15 protein-coding genes and 4 pseudogenes are annotated in these 17,326 nt (G+C 51.1%); 8 read left to right on the top strand and 11 right to left on the bottom strand.

The window, feature by feature from the left end; all coding sequences use genetic code 11:
* Positions 1–33: 33 nt before the first annotated feature.
* Positions 34–726 (bottom strand): annotated as a pseudogene (gene purQ, locus DO97_RS11265) (phosphoribosylformylglycinamidine synthase subunit PurQ).
* A 75-nt stretch (positions 727–801) separates the two neighbouring features.
* On the bottom strand, positions 802–1,077 hold the full coding sequence (gene purS / locus DO97_RS11260; protein WP_036533435.1) for a phosphoribosylformylglycinamidine synthase subunit PurS: 276 nt from the start codon (positions 1,075–1,077) through the stop codon (positions 802–804).
* Positions 1,078–1,305: 228 nt separating this feature from the next.
* Between purS and DO97_RS11255 the strand changes: the two genes are divergently transcribed.
* Positions 1,306–1,692, top strand: coding sequence for a Fur family transcriptional regulator (locus DO97_RS11255; protein WP_036533432.1), 387 nt, complete (start codon positions 1,306–1,308; stop codon positions 1,690–1,692).
* A 43-nt stretch (positions 1,693–1,735) separates the two neighbouring features.
* Here DO97_RS11255 and DO97_RS11250 read toward each other — a convergent pair whose 3' ends face one another.
* The gene (locus DO97_RS11250; protein ID WP_036533429.1) at positions 1,736–2,509 is read right to left on the bottom strand and encodes an ABC transporter permease; all 774 of its coding nucleotides are present in this window, start codon (positions 2,507–2,509) and stop codon (positions 1,736–1,738) included.
* 56 nt (positions 2,510–2,565) lie between these two features.
* On the opposite strand from DO97_RS11250, the pseudogene DO97_RS11245 reads away from it, so the two are divergent.
* The 5 genes and pseudogenes from DO97_RS11245 (at position 2,566) to DO97_RS11225 (ending at position 8,662) form a co-directional block, all read left to right on the top strand.
* A pseudogene (locus DO97_RS11245) lies at positions 2,566–3,703 on the top strand (cob(I)yrinic acid a,c-diamide adenosyltransferase).
* A gap of 145 nt (positions 3,704–3,848) precedes the next feature.
* Positions 3,849–4,538, top strand: coding sequence for a Coq4 family protein (locus DO97_RS11240; RefSeq protein ID WP_036533426.1), 690 nt, complete (start codon positions 3,849–3,851; stop codon positions 4,536–4,538).
* A gap of 477 nt (positions 4,539–5,015) precedes the next feature.
* Positions 5,016–5,771: pseudogene (locus tag DO97_RS22190) on the top strand (cation efflux transmembrane domain-containing protein); the annotation flags it as partial.
* Positions 5,772–6,111: 340 nt separating this feature from the next.
* Positions 6,112–6,795, top strand: a complete 684-nt coding sequence (locus tag DO97_RS11230) for a Crp/Fnr family transcriptional regulator (protein WP_036533423.1) — start codon at positions 6,112–6,114, stop codon at positions 6,793–6,795.
* An 88-nt stretch (positions 6,796–6,883) separates the two neighbouring features.
* A complete protein-coding gene (locus DO97_RS11225) occupies positions 6,884–8,662 on the top strand; it encodes a M61 family metallopeptidase (RefSeq protein ID WP_036533520.1) in 1,779 nt (592 codons plus the stop codon).
* Positions 8,663–8,691: 29 nt separating this feature from the next.
* On the opposite strand, the gene DO97_RS11220 is transcribed toward DO97_RS11225, so the two are convergent.
* The 8 genes and pseudogenes from DO97_RS11220 to DO97_RS11190 all read right to left on the bottom strand — a co-directional run bounded on the left by DO97_RS11220 (position 8,692) and on the right by DO97_RS11190 (position 16,229).
* The gene (locus DO97_RS11220) at positions 8,692–9,855 is read right to left on the bottom strand and encodes a pyridoxal phosphate-dependent aminotransferase (RefSeq protein ID WP_036533420.1); all 1,164 of its coding nucleotides are present in this window, start codon (positions 9,853–9,855) and stop codon (positions 8,692–8,694) included.
* A gap of 399 nt (positions 9,856–10,254) precedes the next feature.
* Entirely contained in the window at positions 10,255–11,364 is a 1,110-nt protein-coding gene (gene mutY / locus DO97_RS11215; RefSeq protein ID WP_052128649.1) for an A/G-specific adenine glycosylase, read from the bottom strand.
* A gap of 142 nt (positions 11,365–11,506) precedes the next feature.
* Entirely contained in the window at positions 11,507–11,848 is a 342-nt protein-coding gene (locus DO97_RS11210) for a DUF760 domain-containing protein (protein WP_036533515.1), read from the bottom strand.
* Positions 11,849–12,031: 183 nt separating this feature from the next.
* A pseudogene (locus DO97_RS11205) lies at positions 12,032–12,990 on the bottom strand (RNA polymerase sigma factor, RpoD/SigA family).
* Positions 12,991–13,591: 601 nt separating this feature from the next.
* Entirely contained in the window at positions 13,592–13,921 is a 330-nt protein-coding gene (locus tag DO97_RS11200; protein ID WP_036533416.1) for a 2Fe-2S iron-sulfur cluster-binding protein, read from the bottom strand.
* Positions 13,922–14,272: 351 nt separating this feature from the next.
* The gene (locus DO97_RS27630) at positions 14,273–14,404 is read right to left on the bottom strand and encodes a hypothetical protein (RefSeq protein ID WP_275574998.1); all 132 of its coding nucleotides are present in this window, start codon (positions 14,402–14,404) and stop codon (positions 14,273–14,275) included.
* A 162-nt stretch (positions 14,405–14,566) separates the two neighbouring features.
* Positions 14,567–15,346, bottom strand: a complete 780-nt coding sequence (locus DO97_RS11195) for a TrmH family RNA methyltransferase (RefSeq protein WP_036533412.1) — start codon at positions 15,344–15,346, stop codon at positions 14,567–14,569.
* Positions 15,347–15,446: 100 nt separating this feature from the next.
* On the bottom strand, positions 15,447–16,229 hold the full coding sequence (locus DO97_RS11190) for a response regulator transcription factor (protein WP_052128644.1): 783 nt from the start codon (positions 16,227–16,229) through the stop codon (positions 15,447–15,449).
* A gap of 283 nt (positions 16,230–16,512) precedes the next feature.
* Here DO97_RS11190 and DO97_RS11185 point away from each other — a divergent pair, with 283 nt between their 5' ends.
* Positions 16,513–16,761 (top strand): DUF6761 family protein, encoded by a 249-nt coding sequence (locus DO97_RS11185; protein ID WP_036533408.1) that lies wholly within the window; start codon positions 16,513–16,515, stop codon positions 16,759–16,761.
* 226 nt (positions 16,762–16,987) lie between these two features.
* Positions 16,988–17,326, top strand: a 339-nt coding sequence (locus tag DO97_RS11180) for an IS5 family transposase (RefSeq protein ID WP_036533405.1), incomplete at its 3' end; no start/stop codon positions are given.

Raw genomic sequence — 17,326 nt, 5'->3', positions numbered from 1 at the left:
TGACAACATCCTACCCTTAAATCTTCCGTGATGTCAGGCTAGGACAGCACTGAGCAAGCCCTCAAAGAGGATGCGACCATCCGTGGTTCCCAGGAGGGGGTCAGCAGCCCGCTCGGGGTGGGGCATCATACCCAGTACCCGACCCGAGGGATCGCAAATACCAGCGATGTGGTGTAAGGAGCCATTGGGGTTCCCGAGGTCACTCAGGTCTCCCCTGGGGGTACAGTAGCGGAAGAGAATTTGGTCGTTGGCTTCCAGGCCAGCCAGGGTTTCGGCATCGGCGTAGTAACTGCCTTCCCCATGGGCAATGGGGAGGTGAATCACCTGTCCTGCCTGGTACCCCTGGGTCCAGGGTCGATGGGGTGGTCTACCCGCAGTGGCACCCGATCGCAAATAAAATGTAAATCACGATTCCGCACCAAGGCACCCGGGGAGCAAGCCGACCTCCGTTAGGATCTGGAAGCCATTACAGATGCCCAGGACAAACTTGCCTTTGCGGACGTGTTCTAGGGTGGACTGGATCACGGGGGAAAACCGGGCGATCGCCCCGCAGCGGAGGTAATCACCATAGCTAAAGCCACCAGGAATCACCATCACGTCGAGGTCATCAATTTCTGTCTCTTCGTGCCAAACCATGCGAGTGGGCAGTCCCATGAGGTCGCGGGTGACATAGGCGACATCGCGATCGCAGTTAGAGCCAGGAAACACAGCAATTCCAAATTTCATCGAAACCTCAACGGTGGAGCAGGAGTTATGCAGTCATCTAGCCCCGGGGGGAATGCTGAGACCAGAGAGCAACCCTCAGCAACCCACAGGAGCGTCGGCCGGGATCAACTCAAAGCGATAGGTTTCAATCACCGGGTTGGCTAACAGTTGATCACAGATCCGATCCAACTGCTGCTGGGCGGTGGCCTCATCCGCTGCCGTCAGGGTGACTTCAATGTATTTACCAATTCGCACCTGGTTGACATTGTCATACCCCAGATGTTGCAACCCGGACTTCACAGCCGTGCCCGCTGGGTCTAATACAGAGGGTCGCAGGGTCACGTAAACAAGTGCCTGATATTGTTGATCCACAGACTCAAACCTCCACCCCAAATATCGTCCCAAATATAGTACTGGTCAGGCAGCTGAGAACCAGACGGTTCAACGCCGGTTCTGGGAGGCTGCTGGCTCGCCGTCACCCCATGCTTGGTGACCTCAGCTCGAAGATGCTGGGCAGCCGTTACAATTAAAAGCCATTTCACTTTAACGTAGAAGAAGGTCGTCCATACTGCCGCTGGTGCAGTGAAGCGAAGCCCATTCATGAGAACTCGCCCCACCCGCAGTCAGGAACGTATTTTAGAACTCCTCCAGTCCCTCAATCGTCCCCTGTCTGCCCAGGAGATGTATGTGGAACTCCGCAATCACAGTCAGGCCATGGGTTTAGCAACGGTCTATCGTTCTCTGGAGGCTCTGAAGTTAGAGGGGGTCGTGCAAGTCCGCAAGTTAGCCAATGGCGAGTCTTTGTACAATTTAGTGCAGCAGGACAAACACCATCTCACCTGTCTGCAATGTGGAGAGTCGATTTCCCTGGGCGAATGCCCGGTGCATCAACTGGAATCTCAACTGCAAGTCTCTCACCACTTCAAGATTTACTACCACACCCTAGAGTTTTTCGGCCTCTGTCAGGGTTGTCAACTCGCTCAGTAGAGTTCCTAGGAGGGGATAGGCAGGTAGGCTTACGGATGCCCCCCTAAAACTCGCGCCGAGCAAAGACTAAGGTGGCAATCGCCAGCAACAGCACTGTATACAGCAGGGCATATCCCCCGCTGGCTAACAGCTCCGATGGGTTAGGAATTAAGCCATAGATGGCTTGATTTTTCAGGTTCAGCCGCTCTAGATCGGGCAAGATCAGGTAGAGGCCATCCATGAGGTTTTGAATCCCTGGATTTTTGGTGAGTTTCCCCAACGCCACTAAATCACGGGTGAAATGACCCACCAGATAAACAGCCAAGGTAAAGAGGGTGGCCAGCAGGGAACTAGTAAAGACCCCAAAGGCGATCGCCACCGCAATCAGCAACGACAGTTCCAGGAAAATATAAAAAATCGCCAGTAATAAGCTCCCCAAGGGGAAGGGAATTTGCATCAGACTCAGCCCCGCCAGATACACCAGGGTCATCAGCGTCACCAAGACGGCTAACACAGCTGACAAACCCAAATGTTTTCCTACAATAAACTCAGTGCAACTCATGGGCTTGGCGATCAAGACAAACACCGTGCGTTTCTCAATTTCTTTGTTCACCAACCCGGTGCCCACAAATACGGCGACAATTAGACCCATCACATTGATCGCCGCCAAGCCCAAATCCAGGATGATTTTGCCACCTGAGCCGGGGGCTAGCCCCGGAATGAGTAAGATAGCAGCCAGTAAGACCACTACAAATAAACCCAGCAAGTATAGAATGCGATCGCGGATCACCTCAAGGAAGACATTGGCGGCAATGACAAAGACTCGACCTGGTTTCACGGTTAGCTCCCCAACCCGACATCCGATTCACTAGAATACTCAAGAATATACCCAGTATGAGTAGTAAAAACGGCATCGGCATCCGCACTGCCTCCCATCGCTCCGAACGCTTGGTGGGACAAGTTCATGTCTATGATGGGGCGGGCAAAGGGAAGTCCCAAGCCGCCCTCGGGGTTGTCTTACGCTCCATTGGACTGGGCATCCATTCTGCCCTCCAAACTCGGGTGCTGTTGTTGCGATTTCTCAAAGGCCCAGGGCGTCCCTACGATGAAGACGGCGCGATTGAAGCCCTGCAACGAGGCTTCCCCCACCTGATTGACCAGGTACGAACCGGGCGCGCCGAGTTCTTTGGCCCTGATGACATTACCCGGTTTGATCGCCTGGAAGCTCAACGGGGCTGGGATGTTGCCAAGGGGGCGATCGCCTCGGGGTTGTACTCGGTGGTGGTGCTGGATGAAATTAACCCGGTACTGGATCTGGGATTGTTGCCCGTCGAGGAGGTGATCAAAGCCCTGAAACAGAAGCCCGATCAGATGGAAGTGATTGCCACGGGACGGGGTGCGCCTCCAGGGTTGCTGGAGATTGCCGATCTGCACTCGGAGATGCGTCCGATGACGGCGGCCAATGCCAGTCATCGAGCCATTGAGGGCGTGGAAATTTACACAGGAGCAGGGAAAGGCAAGTCCACCAGTGCCCTGGGGAAGGCTCTGCAAGCCATTGGTCGCGGCATCAGTCAGGATAAGTCCCACCGCGTCTTGATTATGCAGTGGCTCAAGGGTGGCTCTGGTTACACCGAAGATGCGGCGATCGCGGCACTGCGGCAGATTTATCCTAGTCTTGTGGATCATCAGCGCTGTGGCCGAGACGCGATTGTATGSCGGGGGCAGCAGCAGGAGTTGGACTACGTCGAAGCCGAGCCGGGGTTGGGAAATTGCCAGGGCAGCGATCGCCTCGGGCTTATATAAGACGATCATTCTGGATGAACTGAACCCCACGGTGGATCTGGAGCTACTCCCGGAAGAGCCGATTGTCATGGCCTTACTGCGAAAACCCCGGGACACCGAAGTCATTATCACCGGGCGCTGCAAAAATCCCCCCGCCTACTTCGAGTTAGCCAGTGTTCATTCCGAAGTTTACTGCCACAAACACTATGCCAATAGTGGGGTTGAGCTGAAGCGCGGGGTAGATTTCTAACTGTGTCTGGTTCCATAGAAACCACTATGTCAGCTAGAATTAGCGCATCGATAAAAACTAAATTGCTCAATATGTAATTCCTACCTTCAATCCTTCCGCTATCGTGCTAAATTCTCAAAAATAACGTTGAAATCTGCAAATAGAAATGAGTAACTCTCCAAAAACATACGATGTTGATAAGGCTTTCTCAGCCTATATTCATTATCTCCAGTCTAACCACGAGCAACTGAAAGGAGGAGATGACAACCCTAATCTAGTTTTTGAGCTAGAAAATGCTCTGGATGAAACTGAAGCAGCTCAAATGTCAGTGATTGAACTTAGAAAAATCCCAGAAGTCAATGCTTTATTTGAAGAGCGTTGGCTACCAGAACTGATCGATTTGAATGAGTTGATCAAGCTGCCAGAAGGAACCTTCGGGTATATCTATGCTAAGGAAATGCTCGCAAGGGGCTTTGATCCTCATTTCTTTCAAAAAGTTCCTGTCGAAGATGACATTGCCTATATGAAAATGTTATGGAGAAGTACCCACGATTTCTACCATGTCGTTGCAGATTTTGATGTCGATTTGGTGGGAGAATTTGCCCTTCAAGTCTTTATGATGGCACAATCCCCAATTCCAATTAGCATCATGATAGTAAGTCAAGGTCTTTTTCAAACAGCAATCTACAACCCACAAGAATTTACCCGTTTGATGCAAGAAATGTCTCGTGCTTGGGATTTAGGAATTCAAACTCCAGCAAAGTTCATAGCTCAGAAGTGGGATCAGTATTTGAATCTATCCCTCGCTGAAGTTCGGGATATCCTAGGTATTCCTGAAGCGTTGCGACTTTCTTGACAGAAGTTAAGATAGGCTGTGTTCTAGAGGTGGTAATTGTCGTCTATTGACTGTATTGACAAAAGTCCTTCAAGCTCGACAATCACTATACTTTTACATATCTAGATATCTAGCTTTTCTGGGTTTGAGAAGATCAGCAAGACTAATGACTTTCTCCATAAGGCTTTCAGGCTTTATTCATGAATTCACTTGTATCAAGTGATCCATTTTTTCTTCAGGATCCCAAAAGAGCCAAATATCTGAAATTTCCCTACTAAATCAAGCATCTTTGAAATTGTCATGAACAGTGTCAATTTAGAAAAACATGCTCTCAGACTTTCACTTATTGGGGCTTTATTCTGTTCAATCTTAGGAATTTCATTTGGAGTTTCATTAAACTCTGAAGCAATTCTTCTAGATGGAGTTTTTTAATTTAATTAGGTTTTTTTATGGCTTTAGCAACGCTGTGGATTTCCCGGTTGCTGCAAAAAACCAGAAAGCCAATTATTTCAGTTCGGCTACATTGGCTTTGTACCGTTCATTAATCTCCTTAAATCTCTCCTGATTACCATCCTTTCTCTATTTGCATCAATTTCGGCTGTAGGAGCAATCCTCCATGGTGGTCGGGTATCAGGTTCGGCTGTAGCCGTCATTTATGCGGCGATAGCCGCCTCAGTTTGTCTATTCATTGCAATCACACAAATTCAAATTACCAAGAAAATTCAATCCTCTCTAGTTCGTGTAGATGCCAGTAGTTGGTTGATCAACGGTTTAATTAGTCTTGCGGTTGGATTGGTTTTCGGCTTAGCGACTATTCTGCAAAAAACGTCATTTTCCAGATTGGTTCCCTATGCCGATCCGCTCCTAGTTATCATCTTAGTGCTGATCACTCTTCCCATTCCTTTGAAAATCATTATCGATAGTACTAGGCAACTTTTGTTGGGTTCTCCCCAGTTGAATTTACAGCAGCAGATCAAAGCAGTTTTTGAGCAGAATGTAAATGCACTGCCTTATCAAGAGATTTGGCTTCGCAGTACTAAAATCGGTGAATTCATCTATTTGCACGCCTTCTGGTTGCTCCCGGAACAGCCTGCTGACTTGAAGGTTCAGGATCTCGATTGCATACGTCAGGGAATGATCACAGCCCTGCGACAAGAATTCCCTAATTTAGAGGTAGATATTATCTTCACCCGAGATTCTCACTGGGCTGAGGAGGTTAACCGGAACCAAGCAGCGTCAATGGTGTCAAATTAATTGAAACCCAGTTGCAAGCTAGGAAAATTGCTGTATTCCTACTGTTATTGAGCACGACCCAAATTCCAATGTATCGCAATCCCCAACAGATTGAGAACGTTCCAGTATCGTCGGTGCCTCCCCTGCAAGAGTAAAAACAAAGATCCCTACTATTTCTCCCAAAGTGCTTCCAATCAGCAAGGGGCTAGAATGAAAAGGATCATCATCCTTAAGTCAAAGTTGGCAAAATCAGCCTATTTTTGTAGGCAGGACAGCCATCATGGGGGACAATATCGGGTGAGTCTTCCATTGCAGACTGCCATTGAGCGGCCTCCTCCATTAGAATTCTGAAAGTGCTCCCATGCAGATTGCAGCGATTTGTCAATTATTTCCCCTATTTGAAACCGCAGAGTCAGAAACCCTAGAAGGACTATCTGCGATTGCTACCGAGCATGAATATCCTGCCGAACGAGCGGTAGTGATTGAAGATGCCTGGGGAAATGCCATCTACTTTGTGATCTCAGGCTGGGTGAAAGTGCGGTTACTGACGGGGGAGACAGAAAAAACCCTGGCGATTTTAGGTCGAGGTGATTTTTTTGGGGAAATGGCTATTCTCGATGAGTCGCCCCGCTCCACCGATGTGGTTTCCCTATCTCCGGTGCATCTGTTCAGTATTTCGGCTCAACGATTCACACAAATGCTATTCAAGGATGGCAAATTCCAGCACCGCCTGCTGCAACTGATGGTGAAGCGGCTGCGGCAGTCCAATCTCCGGTTGCAACTGCGGGGTCAACCTTCGGCGGTGAAGCTTGCCAATACCCTGGTCAGCTTGGCAGAGTCCTACGGTCAGCCGTTAGAGTCAGGGATCAATATTTACAACCTGCCCCATCAAGATTTGGCCGATGTCAGCGATATTGGCCTAGAAGATACCCACAAGATTATGGAAAAGCTAGACAGTAAAGGCTGGGTGAAAGCAAATCCAGGGGATCAAACCCTGCAACTGCTGAATCTCAAGCAGTTGATGCACTTGGCCGGGCGCGTTTAAACAACAGCACCTCAATGCAAAACCGGGCATGAATCAAGCAGCAGATGACCACCCCATTCCCTCCCCAGTCGTTGCCCACCCTGCGGGGATGGCGACCTCCCAGCCTCCCATCACAACCCAACCCTCCCCGCTCCAGATCCACTATCAGGTGGCAATGCCAGCACCAGCCACCCATCTGTTTTCGCTAACCTTGCAAGTACAGGGGCTCTTGCCTCCTCGGCTGGATTTAAAACTACCGGTGTGGACACCGGGTTCCTATCTGGTGCGGGAGTACGCCCGCCATCTCCAGGGTTTCTCGGCGGCCACCGCCACGGGGGTACCCCTATCTTGGCGGAAACTCAGTAAAAATCACTGGCAAGTAGAGACAACAGGGGTTGCTGCGATCGCGGTTCACTATGACATCTATGCCAATGAGCTGTCGGTGCGCACCAATCACTTAGATACCACCCATGGCTATTTCAATGGGGCCGCCCTGTTTTTGTATCTACCGGGATGGGAAAAACAGCCCATAACCGTAGCGATCGCGCCTCCGGAGGGTTGGCACGTCACCACCCCACTACCGAAGCTGGCCGCTTCGCCACCTACCTTCCGAGCCAGCGACTATGACACCCTGGTGGACAGCCCCTTTGAAATTGGTACTCATGCCTGCTATGACTTTGAAGTTCTGGGGAAACCTCACCAATTGGCCATTTGGGGGCAGGGCAATCAACAGCCAGAACAGCTCATTCAGGATATCCGACAGCTGATTCACACGGAAGCGCAGCTATTTGGAGGGCTGCCCTACGATCGCTATCTCTTTCTCCTTCACCTGTCTTCCCAAGGAAATGGCGGGTTGGAACATAAAACGTCCTGCTCCCTCAACTATCCCCGCTTTGGGTTCCGCAACCGAGAGAAATATCAGCGGTTCTTGCAGCTGGTGGCCCATGAATTTTTCCATCTCTGGAATGTCAAACGGATTCGGCCCCTGGCCTTAGAGACCTTTGACTACGACCAGGAAAACTACACTTCCTCCCTCTGGTTCAGTGAAGGCACCACCAGCTACTACGATTTACTGATCCCTTTGCGGGCGGGTCTGATGAATGGCTCAACCTTTTTGGCAGGGTTGAGTAAGGAGATCACTCGCTTTCTCAACACCCCCGGTCGCCGAGTGCAGCCTTTGCAGGAGTCGAGTTTTGATGCCTGGATTAAGCTCTATCGTCCCGATGCCAATAGCCTCAATTCGCAAGTTTCCTACTACCTCAAAGGGGAGTTGGTGTCGTTGCTCCTCGATTTGCGGATTCGGGTGCGCTCCGCCCACCAGCGATCTCTGGATGATGTCATGCGCCAAATGTGGCAACGGTTTGGCATCCCAGAAGTTGGCTTTACCCCCGAACAGCTCCAGCAGGTGATGGAATCAGTGGTCGGGGAGTCATTGTCTGATTTCTGGCACTGCTATGTACAGGGCACCGAGGAACTACCCTTCCAGACTTACCTGGAGCCCTTTGGTCTGCAACTCCTCGCCCACACCACGGAGGAAATTCCCTATCTGGGGCTCACCGTGAAGGCAGAGCAGGGTCGAGATCTGGTGAAAGGGGTGGAGAGTGACTCTCCGGCCCAGCACGCAGGTCTGGATAGCGGCGATGAACTGCTGGCAATCAATGGTATCCGGGTGCACGCAGAACAACTATCGGAACGGCTCAAGGATTTTCAGCCTGGCGATCAAATTCAGTTGACGGTGTTTCACCAAGATCAACTCCGCACCTGTCCTGCAGTGCTGGCATCTCCCCAGCCCAGTCAGTACCATATTATTGCCATTGCCCATCCTTCCCCGACTCAGGAACAAAACTGCCTGGATTGGTTAGGGACATCCCTGGCGAACCTGCGCTAGTTGACGCTGCTCCTTCACCCACACCCAGGTCAGAGGTGGGATTTCACAAAAGTCGCTAGACGTTCCATGCCCCTCTCAATGGTGGTCATATCGGTGGCATAGGAGAGGCGAATGTGATCATCCGCGCCAAAGGCAATGCCAGGGATGGTCGCCACCTGATGGGTTTCGAGGAGTGCATCGCAGAACTGGAGGGAGGTTAGTCCAGTTTGGCGGATGTTAACAAAGAGATAGAAGGCACCCTCGGGCTGGCCGCAGGTTAAACCCGGAATCTGCCGCAGCAGATCCAAAATCACGATGCGGCGCTCGGCAAAGGCCAGTCGCATCTGTTCTACACACTCCTGTGAACCTTCCAGCGCTGCGATCGCCCCATACTGGGCAAAGGTGCAGACATTTGAGGTGCTATGCCCTTGGATGGTCGAGGCGGCCTTGATCAGTTCCACTGGCCCAGCTAGGTAGCCAACGCGCCACCCGGTCATGGAGTAAGCCTTGGCAAAGCCACTGCTAATCAGGGTACGCTCAAAAATCTTTGGCCCCAGGGAGCCAATGCTGACGTGCTGAGCAGGCTCATAGGTGATTTTGCCATAGATTTCATCCGAAACCACCCAGACATTGGCGGCGACAATGACATCGGCGATCGCCTGAATCTCAGCCGCCGTGTAAACCATCCCGGTGGGATTTGAGGGGGAATTGAGGACAAACAATCGCGTCCGGGGGGTAATGGCCTGTTGCAGTTGGCTGGGGGTAATTTTGTAGCCACTGGCAGCATCGGTGGGCACAATCACGGGGACTCCCGCTGCCAATCGCACCATTTCGGGATAGCTCAACCAGTAAGGAGCCGGGATGATCACTTCATCCCCAGGATCTAGGAGCGCCATCATTAGATTAAACAGCGAATGCTTACCACCATTGGTTACAATCACATTCTCAGCGGCATAACAGAGACCATCGGCCTGCAAACTTTGGGCGATCGCACTACGGAGCCGGGGTTCTCCGGCGGCGGGACCATAGCGAGTCTTCCCGGCTTCCAGAGCCTTAATAGCCGCAGCTTTGATGTGGGTGGGGGTCTCAAAGTCCGGTTCTCCGGTACTGAAGCTACAAACATCAAGTCCATCTGCTTGCATTGCCTTCGCCTTTGCAGCGATCGCCAATGTTAAAGAAGGGGTGACCTGACTTACTCGGGCTGCCAGTTTCATGGTGAGGGATAAGGGTTGTCTACGAGAAAGGCCATATTGATTTAGTTCAGAATAACCTATTAGTCTCTCAACTTTGAGTTGAAGATTAACGCCTTTTTAAAGGGGGGATTATTTTTGCAAGTTTTTCAACCCCGCAAAAAAATCTTCACAGACCACCAGGAAGCCTTGCCTGCGTCCCGAAATCTCTGGTTTGGGCTTGTAGACAACTAAGGATTTGTCAAAAAAAGCCCGACTCTCTACTAAAGAATCAGGCCATACAGCACATAAAGAACTACTACTGTTAGAATGCCATCTTTTTAGAGAGCATCCTGTAACGATCGTATGACATTTTTGTGAAATTGAGGATGGCGCTGGATACTGCCAACGCTAGCACTGGGAGCAGGCTCCCAGTGCTGTTTTTTAGGTGGGTGGGTGCGAGTGCAGAGCTTCAATGATCTGAACATTCGCTTTGGGGAAAGGGAACTGATCTAGTTCCTCCAGGGTCACCCACCGCACTTCATCGCAGGCCAAGGGCTGGGGTGTCCCGGCTATATGGCGACAGCAATGTACCACCAAAGTCACCCGGAAGTGCGTATAAGCATGATCAATCGTAACCAGATGTTGCGCCACCGCAATCTCAATGCCCAATTCTTCCTGAATCTCGCGGACAATACACTCAACAACGGTTTCTCCTACCTCCACTTTGCCACCGGGGAATTCCCAGAGTCCACCCAGTAACCCCGACTGGCGACGGCGATCGATGAGTACCTGTCCCTGGTCGTTCCAGATGACGGCAACACCAATGGTTTTATGGGGCAAGGGAACAGTAGGTTCACGCATCGGTAAGCTGGATTGCATCCCTTGATCATACGCCTGACAATGGGGTTGCCAGGGGCAGTTTTGGCAGGTGGGTTGCTGAGGAGTACAAACCGTTGCCCCCAGATCCATGAGGGCTTGGTTAAAATCTCGGGGGTGTTGGGCATCTAAAAGCTGGGCTGACAGTTGCCACAATGCGTTGAGAGCTTGACGCGGGGGGCAGGGCAAGGCTACTAATCGCGCCAGCACTCGCTGGACATTGCCATCCAGAATTGGCCAAGCCTGATGGAAGGCAGCACTCAAAATTCCCCCTGCGGTCGATCGCCCAATTCCAGGCAACGCTAAAATCGCTGGAAGTTGATCAGGAAATTGACCCTGATGCTGCTGCATGATCACCTGAGCTGCCCGATGGAGATTGCGGGCACGGGCATAGTAGCCTAAACCTTGCCAAACCTTTAAGACCTGCTGCTGGTCAGCTATGGCTAGGGTGGCAATGGTGGGAAACTGCTGCAGCCATCGGTGATAGTAGGGGATCACCGTCTTTACCTGGGTTTGCTGCAACATGATCTCAGAAACCCAGATTGCATAGGGATCCTGTTGGCTTCGCCACGGTAACTCTCGTCCTGCCTGACGGTACCATGTCAAAAGCGATTGTCGTAAGGCTGGGAGGACTGAACCATCCAGCTGATGACTGGGTAAAACAGGCTGAGACAGGGGGAGTTGTTGGGACAAGGTCAATCCTTGTGGGCTGTCAAGAATTGTTTAAGGGATTGAAAATCCTGAAACAATAACCCGATTTAAACCGCTTTGGCCATCAACTAAAAGTTGATAGGGCATTAGGGAGCAAGGGGTGACTTCAGAGGTCTGAGCCGTTTGCTTCCGTTAGTTGCCAGGACTTCTCAAAAGTCATGCGTTGCTCCGCATTGCGGAGGAAGTAGCCGCTAATCATCGCGGAAGCCATCAATCGCCCCAAATGTTCCCGACTGGTTGTGATAGTGACCCCAAAATGCTCGGAAGGTAAGTTCCCGAGCAAGCCAACAATATTGCGCTCCATCACCTGAAACACTTCGACAGAGCTGGGTTTGGACAGCTGGGCAATGGTTTCTGGGTTCATGGATTGAAGATACTGCCACAGTAAATTCCCAGGCTCAGCATCACTTTCTAAGAACTCAATGCCTCGATTTAACGGATGACTCACGTTGCAACCCTCGTTCACACAGTTATAAACGTTTCTTAACATCACTGTAACAAAAACCGGTAAAAGCCCAAGGTGCTTGGAACCGAACTTGAGGTGGGGTTTTCCCCTCAAAATTACGAATCCGATGGGTTCGGAGGACAGGATCAACCATTGCAGTTGACCTGAGAGGCTCGGCATCGCCGCCTAACTGGCTAGATATTCCCCAATGCTGCCTTTGCGTTTGCGGAGCTTTGTCAGGGCTTCTCGCTCAATTTGTCGCACCCGCTCCCGGCTAATATTCAGGAGGTCACCGATCTTAGCCAGGGTCATCGCCTGTCCGTTTTCCAGACCAAAGCGGAGGGCGAGCACTTCTCGCTGCTGGGGGGTTTAAGTCGGCCATCAGGGTTTCTAGATCCGTTCGCAGGGCTGCTTGTGCCGTGAATTCTTCTGGAGAGGGGCTGGTGTCTTCGAGTAGTTCTCCGAGTTCAGTGTCTTGGTTATCCCCCACTCGTAAATCAAGGGAGAGGGGTTGACGAGCCCGTTCCAGGTACTCACGCACCTGCCGAGGGGTGAGTTCCAATTCTTCTGCCAATTCAACTGCGGTGGCAGCCCGTCCCAGTTTCTGAGAGAGCTGGCGCTGGGCTTTCTTAATTTTGTTGAGTTTTTCGGTAATGTGAATTGGCAGGCGGATGGTACGACCTTTCTCCGCGATCGCCCGTGTAATGGCTTGACGAATCCACCAGTAAGCATAGGTCGAGAAGCGATATCCCTTGGTGGGATCAAATTTTTCCACCCCCCGCTGCATACCAATGGAACCTTCCTGGATTAAATCCAACAGATCCATGTTGCGCTTCGTATATTTTTTTGGCCACGGATACGACAAGGCGCAGGTTAGCCTCGACCATCTTCCGTTTTGCGAGCTCGCCTTCTGCGATCGCTCGACGGAGTTCTGATTCCGAGAGTTGGAGTTGGGCAGCCCATTCGGCCAAATTAGGTTCACGAGCGAGTTGGGCGGTTAGGGTATCTTTGACATCCTGACAAGCCATTGAACGCTGTACCTGCTTACCGTAAAGGATCTCCTGCTCATGGGTCAGGAGGGGAACTCTACCAATTTCCCTAAGATAGGCGCGAACAAGGTCAGGAGAGGTCTGAGGGTTCTTCATAGCACCGAGTCTCAGAAAGTTAGAAACAGTATCGAAGCGGAATGTAACCAACAACGTTACACAGTTAACAAAAACCCAGGCAAATTGCCCTGAATTTTATCCGTCAAGCTTGGGGGAACGAAAGCAACCCAGCAGGGAGAGAACGGCTCTCGGGTGCATGAATCGGGACTTCAAATGGCAACCATTCAGAAGACCAGAGCTTGAGTATCATGAGACAACTGCACCAATTATGATCGATCAAAACAGGTTGTAGCCCCTGGTGTTAGCTTCTACAACATCCAACCTGCGCTGCGTCAAATCCCATCTTGTGTTAAGAATCATAACATTTCTAAGAAGCGTGTCCACCCTTTCTGGAGAAATTATTGCCAGCTGCAGAGGGGTGCCGTGGGCAGCCCCCTGCCAGGAGCTTGTTGATCCAGGGTACCCATGATGCTCGGTTCCGAATGCATTCTAGAGAACAAGATCTAACTCGAAGCAATGATTTCAGCATCGGTTGATGCTAGCTTTCGCCACTTGGGGATCAGGAACCTACCTTTGGCATTCATTTCTGACTGAATTGGGGCAGGAAGCGTTCCCCGCTAGGCGGGGGTGTTTGCCGTTATTAAGGTTCCGCTGCCAGGTATAAAGAGGACTGAAACAACACCGACTCTTGATGGGTCTGCAACGTACAGTCCGATCGCGGATAGGCTACACAGGTAACCGTGTATCCAGCTGCAATTTCTGCAGGGCGGAGGAATTTTTGTTCCTGTTGATCAATGACCCCACTCAGGATCTGGGCCACACAGACCGAACAATCTCCCTGCTGGCAACCAGCGGGGAGGCGTACTCCAGCAGCCTCGGCCCAATCCAAAATATACTGATCTTCTGGAACCAAAAGGGTGCGATCGAGGCCGATGGCTGGGTTGATCAGCCGCACTTGATATACGCTCATTCACCGCTGTTAAAGGTCAACATTCTGAAGCAACTTTATCGCAGCAACTCCCCCCTTGACTGGTGCTGGGGTAACTTGTCCACGAAGAACCACTCCATCACAGAGATAGTCGGCACTAGAAAATAGCTGCAACAATGGCAACCAGCATGATCAAAGGGAACAGCACCGGAACCAGAACCAAAGAGGCAATGCCAACGGCAGACAAGACTAAAACAGAAGATAAGAATTCCATATAGCTAACCTTGAAAACGGTGACAGGATGTGCGTTAGCCCCAGTTTACCTGACCGGTTGTTTCCCGATGGTGAATCTTCACAAGAATCAACTGAGGGGCAAACAATGATATCGAGGGCTTATTGACAGCGCTGAACAGAACCATCGGCATAGAGTTCCATGGGAACCAACTCCAGCTTGCCTTCGATCTTCATTTGGCTGTAAACAATTTTAAGCAAGGGAGATTGGTTTTTGTTGTAGCGAAGAGACATCTGGTGCTCCATTTTCCTGACAAGGTTGATAGGCTTTTGAGCCTGGTATGCTCTATTATTCAATACCAAGGGAGCTAATTACCGGATTTCTTTATCATCTTTACGGATAAAACGCAATCCATCAGGCTTTTGTAAGGAGATGAACAAGCGTTTTTTAGCACCTCATTGAAACCCCCGCTGGCGTTGGGCTTCAAAGAGGAGAAGTGCCGCCGCGATCGCCACATTCAAAGACTCCACGCCAGAACTGAGGGGAATTCGCACCTGCTGATCAGCTAGGGCAATGAGATTGGGGGGCAGTCCGGCTCCTTCATTGCCGAGGAGAATCAGGGTGGGGCGTTGCCAGTTGACTTGCCAGTAAGTGATCGGTGCCTGGGGTAGGGTGGCAATGACCTGGATGCCCTGGGTACGGCATTGGGTGATCTCTGTCTCCAGATCAGGACTGATGGCCATGGGGAGCCGAAACCATTGTCCCGCCGACGCTCGGAGCACCTTGGGATGATCCAAATCCACACTGTCCGCACTCAGCCATAAACCCTCTGCCCCCGCTGCCGCAGTGGTGCGAATAATGGTTCCTAGATTGCCGGGATCTTGCAGGGTTGCGATCGCTAAACCCAAGGTTTGGATGGTCAGGGGTTGGGTATGGAGCCGGGGCATCGTAGCCACCACTCCATCGGGTTCGACGGTGGTGGCGATCGCACGGAGAACCTCCGCACTCACCAGCTCTAACCGTCGAGCCTGTTGACTGGCTTGGTGCCAAAGTTGCGGATAGCGCTCCTGCCAGTCCGACGTATGGCAAATTGTCTCTAGGGGTTGGGCTGTCTCTAGGGCTGCTTCCAGCAGGTGGGTACCCTCGAGGAGACAGAGATGCTGCTGACGACGTTCCTTGGGGCGATGGAGTTTACGAAGCTGTTTGACCAGTGGATTTTGGGAACTGGTGATCATCGGCGATGGTGACTGCATGTAGGATCAATGGTGGCAACCGCAGATCCAACCCCCAGGAGAAATGCTATCGCAAACCTGCCCCCGCTGTATCCCTCCATCCCTAGCCAGGAAGCGTAGAATGAATCACCAAGGGGGTGGGGGGAACCGTTCGCTTTCCCCTATGGACTTTGGTCTCGGTGCTATCCATCGGCTGGGGTTTCAGGACTTCTAAATTCAGGCGATAGCCAACATTCCGAATCGTTTGAATTAAATTCGGTTGCCGGGGATCTTGTTCAATTTTTTTTCGCAACGACAGTACATGGGTATCTACTGTGCGGGGATTATCAATGGCATCTGGCCAGGCTCGATTCAGCAATTCTAGTCGGGTGAGGGGTAGACCACTGGCTTGGGCGAGAACGTATAGCAGACTAAACTCCTGAGGGGTGAGGTCAATGGGTTCACTCTTGAACCGCACCCGCCGCTGCACGAGGTCAATCTTCAAATCACCATAGTCTAGGGAGGCGGGGGGGACCACATTGCGGATACGTCGGGTGAGGGCTTCAATCCGAGCGAGAAATTCTTGCATCCCAAAGGGCTTGGTCAGGTAGTCATCGGCTCCGGCTCGGAGTCCTTCCACAATGTCAGCTTCCGTATCCCGCACCGATAGCATCAAAATCAACGCCAATTGATGACGCTGTAGCCAGCTACAAAATTCCAAGCCGTCCCCGTCGGGTAAATCTGCATCTAAAATCACCAACGCTGGTTGACGACCCTGAAACACCTCTCTGGCCTGATGGATATCAGCCGATTGATAAACACCGTAGCCTGATTGCTGAAGATGCCAACCTAGCAGCGATCGCAAGTGGGGGTTAGTTTCGATGATTTGAATCCCAGTTGATGCCACAACCGCAGGCTTCCCCTCAAATGACTTCTGGTGCGTTGGTTTAGGTTAACAAAGCACTTGTCAGGGTTTTGTAACCAAGGCTACGCTTACTCCAGACTACGTCTCCATGTAGCTATTCCAGCGAATGATTGACGAGGGGTAGGTTACCAAGGCTACGGTTTCTACTAGGAGGAATCCCGGATAAAAAGTTAGAATTAATGTTGTAACCTACGAAATCCGACTGAACGCTATCGATGTTATTGATAACAGGTCTCAATCCAGATAGGACGTTGCAAATTGAATCATGCTCCAGGATACTCGCTCAATTCGCTTCTATCAAAATCTGACGGATGACCTCGTAGAGTTATGGCAGCGCGGCTATCGCTTTGATGATCTGCGGCTTTATCTAGATGGTTATCTGGCAGCATTGCGACATGCCAATATCTTAGAACCTTATTTGATTCACCGATTAGAAGAGGAAGTCACCCGCTATATTCACGACCCTTCTAATTTTGTGTTGCCCGAGCCTGAACCCGACTATTACGAGTATTAGTTCTGCTTATTCCTCCAGGGGTGGGGTGAGGCGGGGGATAGTTGCAAAAATCCAAAGAAACTGGATTGGAAATTATTTTTAGGAGTCTTTGACTCCTAAAAATAACTATGACACCTCCCTAGGGCTGGCCGGTTCTCAGAGGGTGTTTTAAAAGTCGTTTAGTGAGTAAAAAAAGCTCACTCAGTGTAAGCTGCGAATATGTCGTACACAGCACTGAGAGAGCGTCATGAGTAAAGCTTACCCCAGTAATTTGTCTCAAGCCCAATTTGAACTACTCAACGACTTGATACCCGAGCCGAAATTCGGTGGTCGTCCTCGTAGCGTCGATATGTGGGATGTTCTGAACGCCATTTTCTATGTTTTGGTGGAGGGAGTGCGATGGCGAGGGTTGCCAGGGGATTTTCCGGCATGGCAAACCGTATACACCTACTTTCGTCAGTGGCGCAAAGATGGAACCTGGGTGCGGATGCACGACCGATTGCGAGAGTGTACCCGAATTGAACAGGAGCGTCATCGCAGCCCGTCGGAAGCGATTATCGACAGTCAAAGTGTCAAAAGTGCCGCT

Source organism: Neosynechococcus sphagnicola sy1, assembly GCF_000775285.1.
Lineage (GTDB): Bacteria > Cyanobacteriota > Cyanobacteriia > Neosynechococcales > Neosynechococcaceae > Neosynechococcus > Neosynechococcus sphagnicola.
This window is presented reverse-complemented; position numbering and strand designations above follow the sequence as displayed.

What these genes read in the sequence shown, in the direction of transcription:
- DO97_RS11240 (WP_036533426.1), top strand. Translation starts at nt 3,849, where the DNA reads ATGAGTAACTCTCCAAAAACATACGATGTTGATAAGGCTTTCTCAGCC.
- DO97_RS11230 (WP_036533423.1), top strand. Translation starts at nt 6,112, where the DNA reads ATGCAGATTGCAGCGATTTGTCAATTATTTCCCCTATTTGAAACCGCA.
- DO97_RS27630 (WP_275574998.1), bottom strand. Translation starts at nt 14,404, where the DNA reads ATGTCTCTTCGCTACAACAAAAACCAATCTCCCTTGCTTAAAATTGTT.
- DO97_RS11185 (WP_036533408.1), top strand. Translation starts at nt 16,513, where the DNA reads ATGCTCCAGGATACTCGCTCAATTCGCTTCTATCAAAATCTGACGGAT.
- DO97_RS11200 (WP_036533416.1), bottom strand. Translation starts at nt 13,921, where the DNA reads ATGAGCGTATATCAAGTGCGGCTGATCAACCCAGCCATCGGCCTCGAT.
- DO97_RS11220 (WP_036533420.1), bottom strand. Translation starts at nt 9,855, where the DNA reads ATGAAACTGGCAGCCCGAGTAAGTCAGGTCACCCCTTCTTTAACATTG.
- DO97_RS11195 (WP_036533412.1), bottom strand. Translation starts at nt 15,346, where the DNA reads ATGATCACCAGTTCCCAAAATCCACTGGTCAAACAGCTTCGTAAACTC.
- DO97_RS11225 (WP_036533520.1), top strand. Translation starts at nt 6,884, where the DNA reads ATGGCGACCTCCCAGCCTCCCATCACAACCCAACCCTCCCCGCTCCAG.
- DO97_RS11255 (WP_036533432.1), top strand. Translation starts at nt 1,306, where the DNA reads ATGAGAACTCGCCCCACCCGCAGTCAGGAACGTATTTTAGAACTCCTC.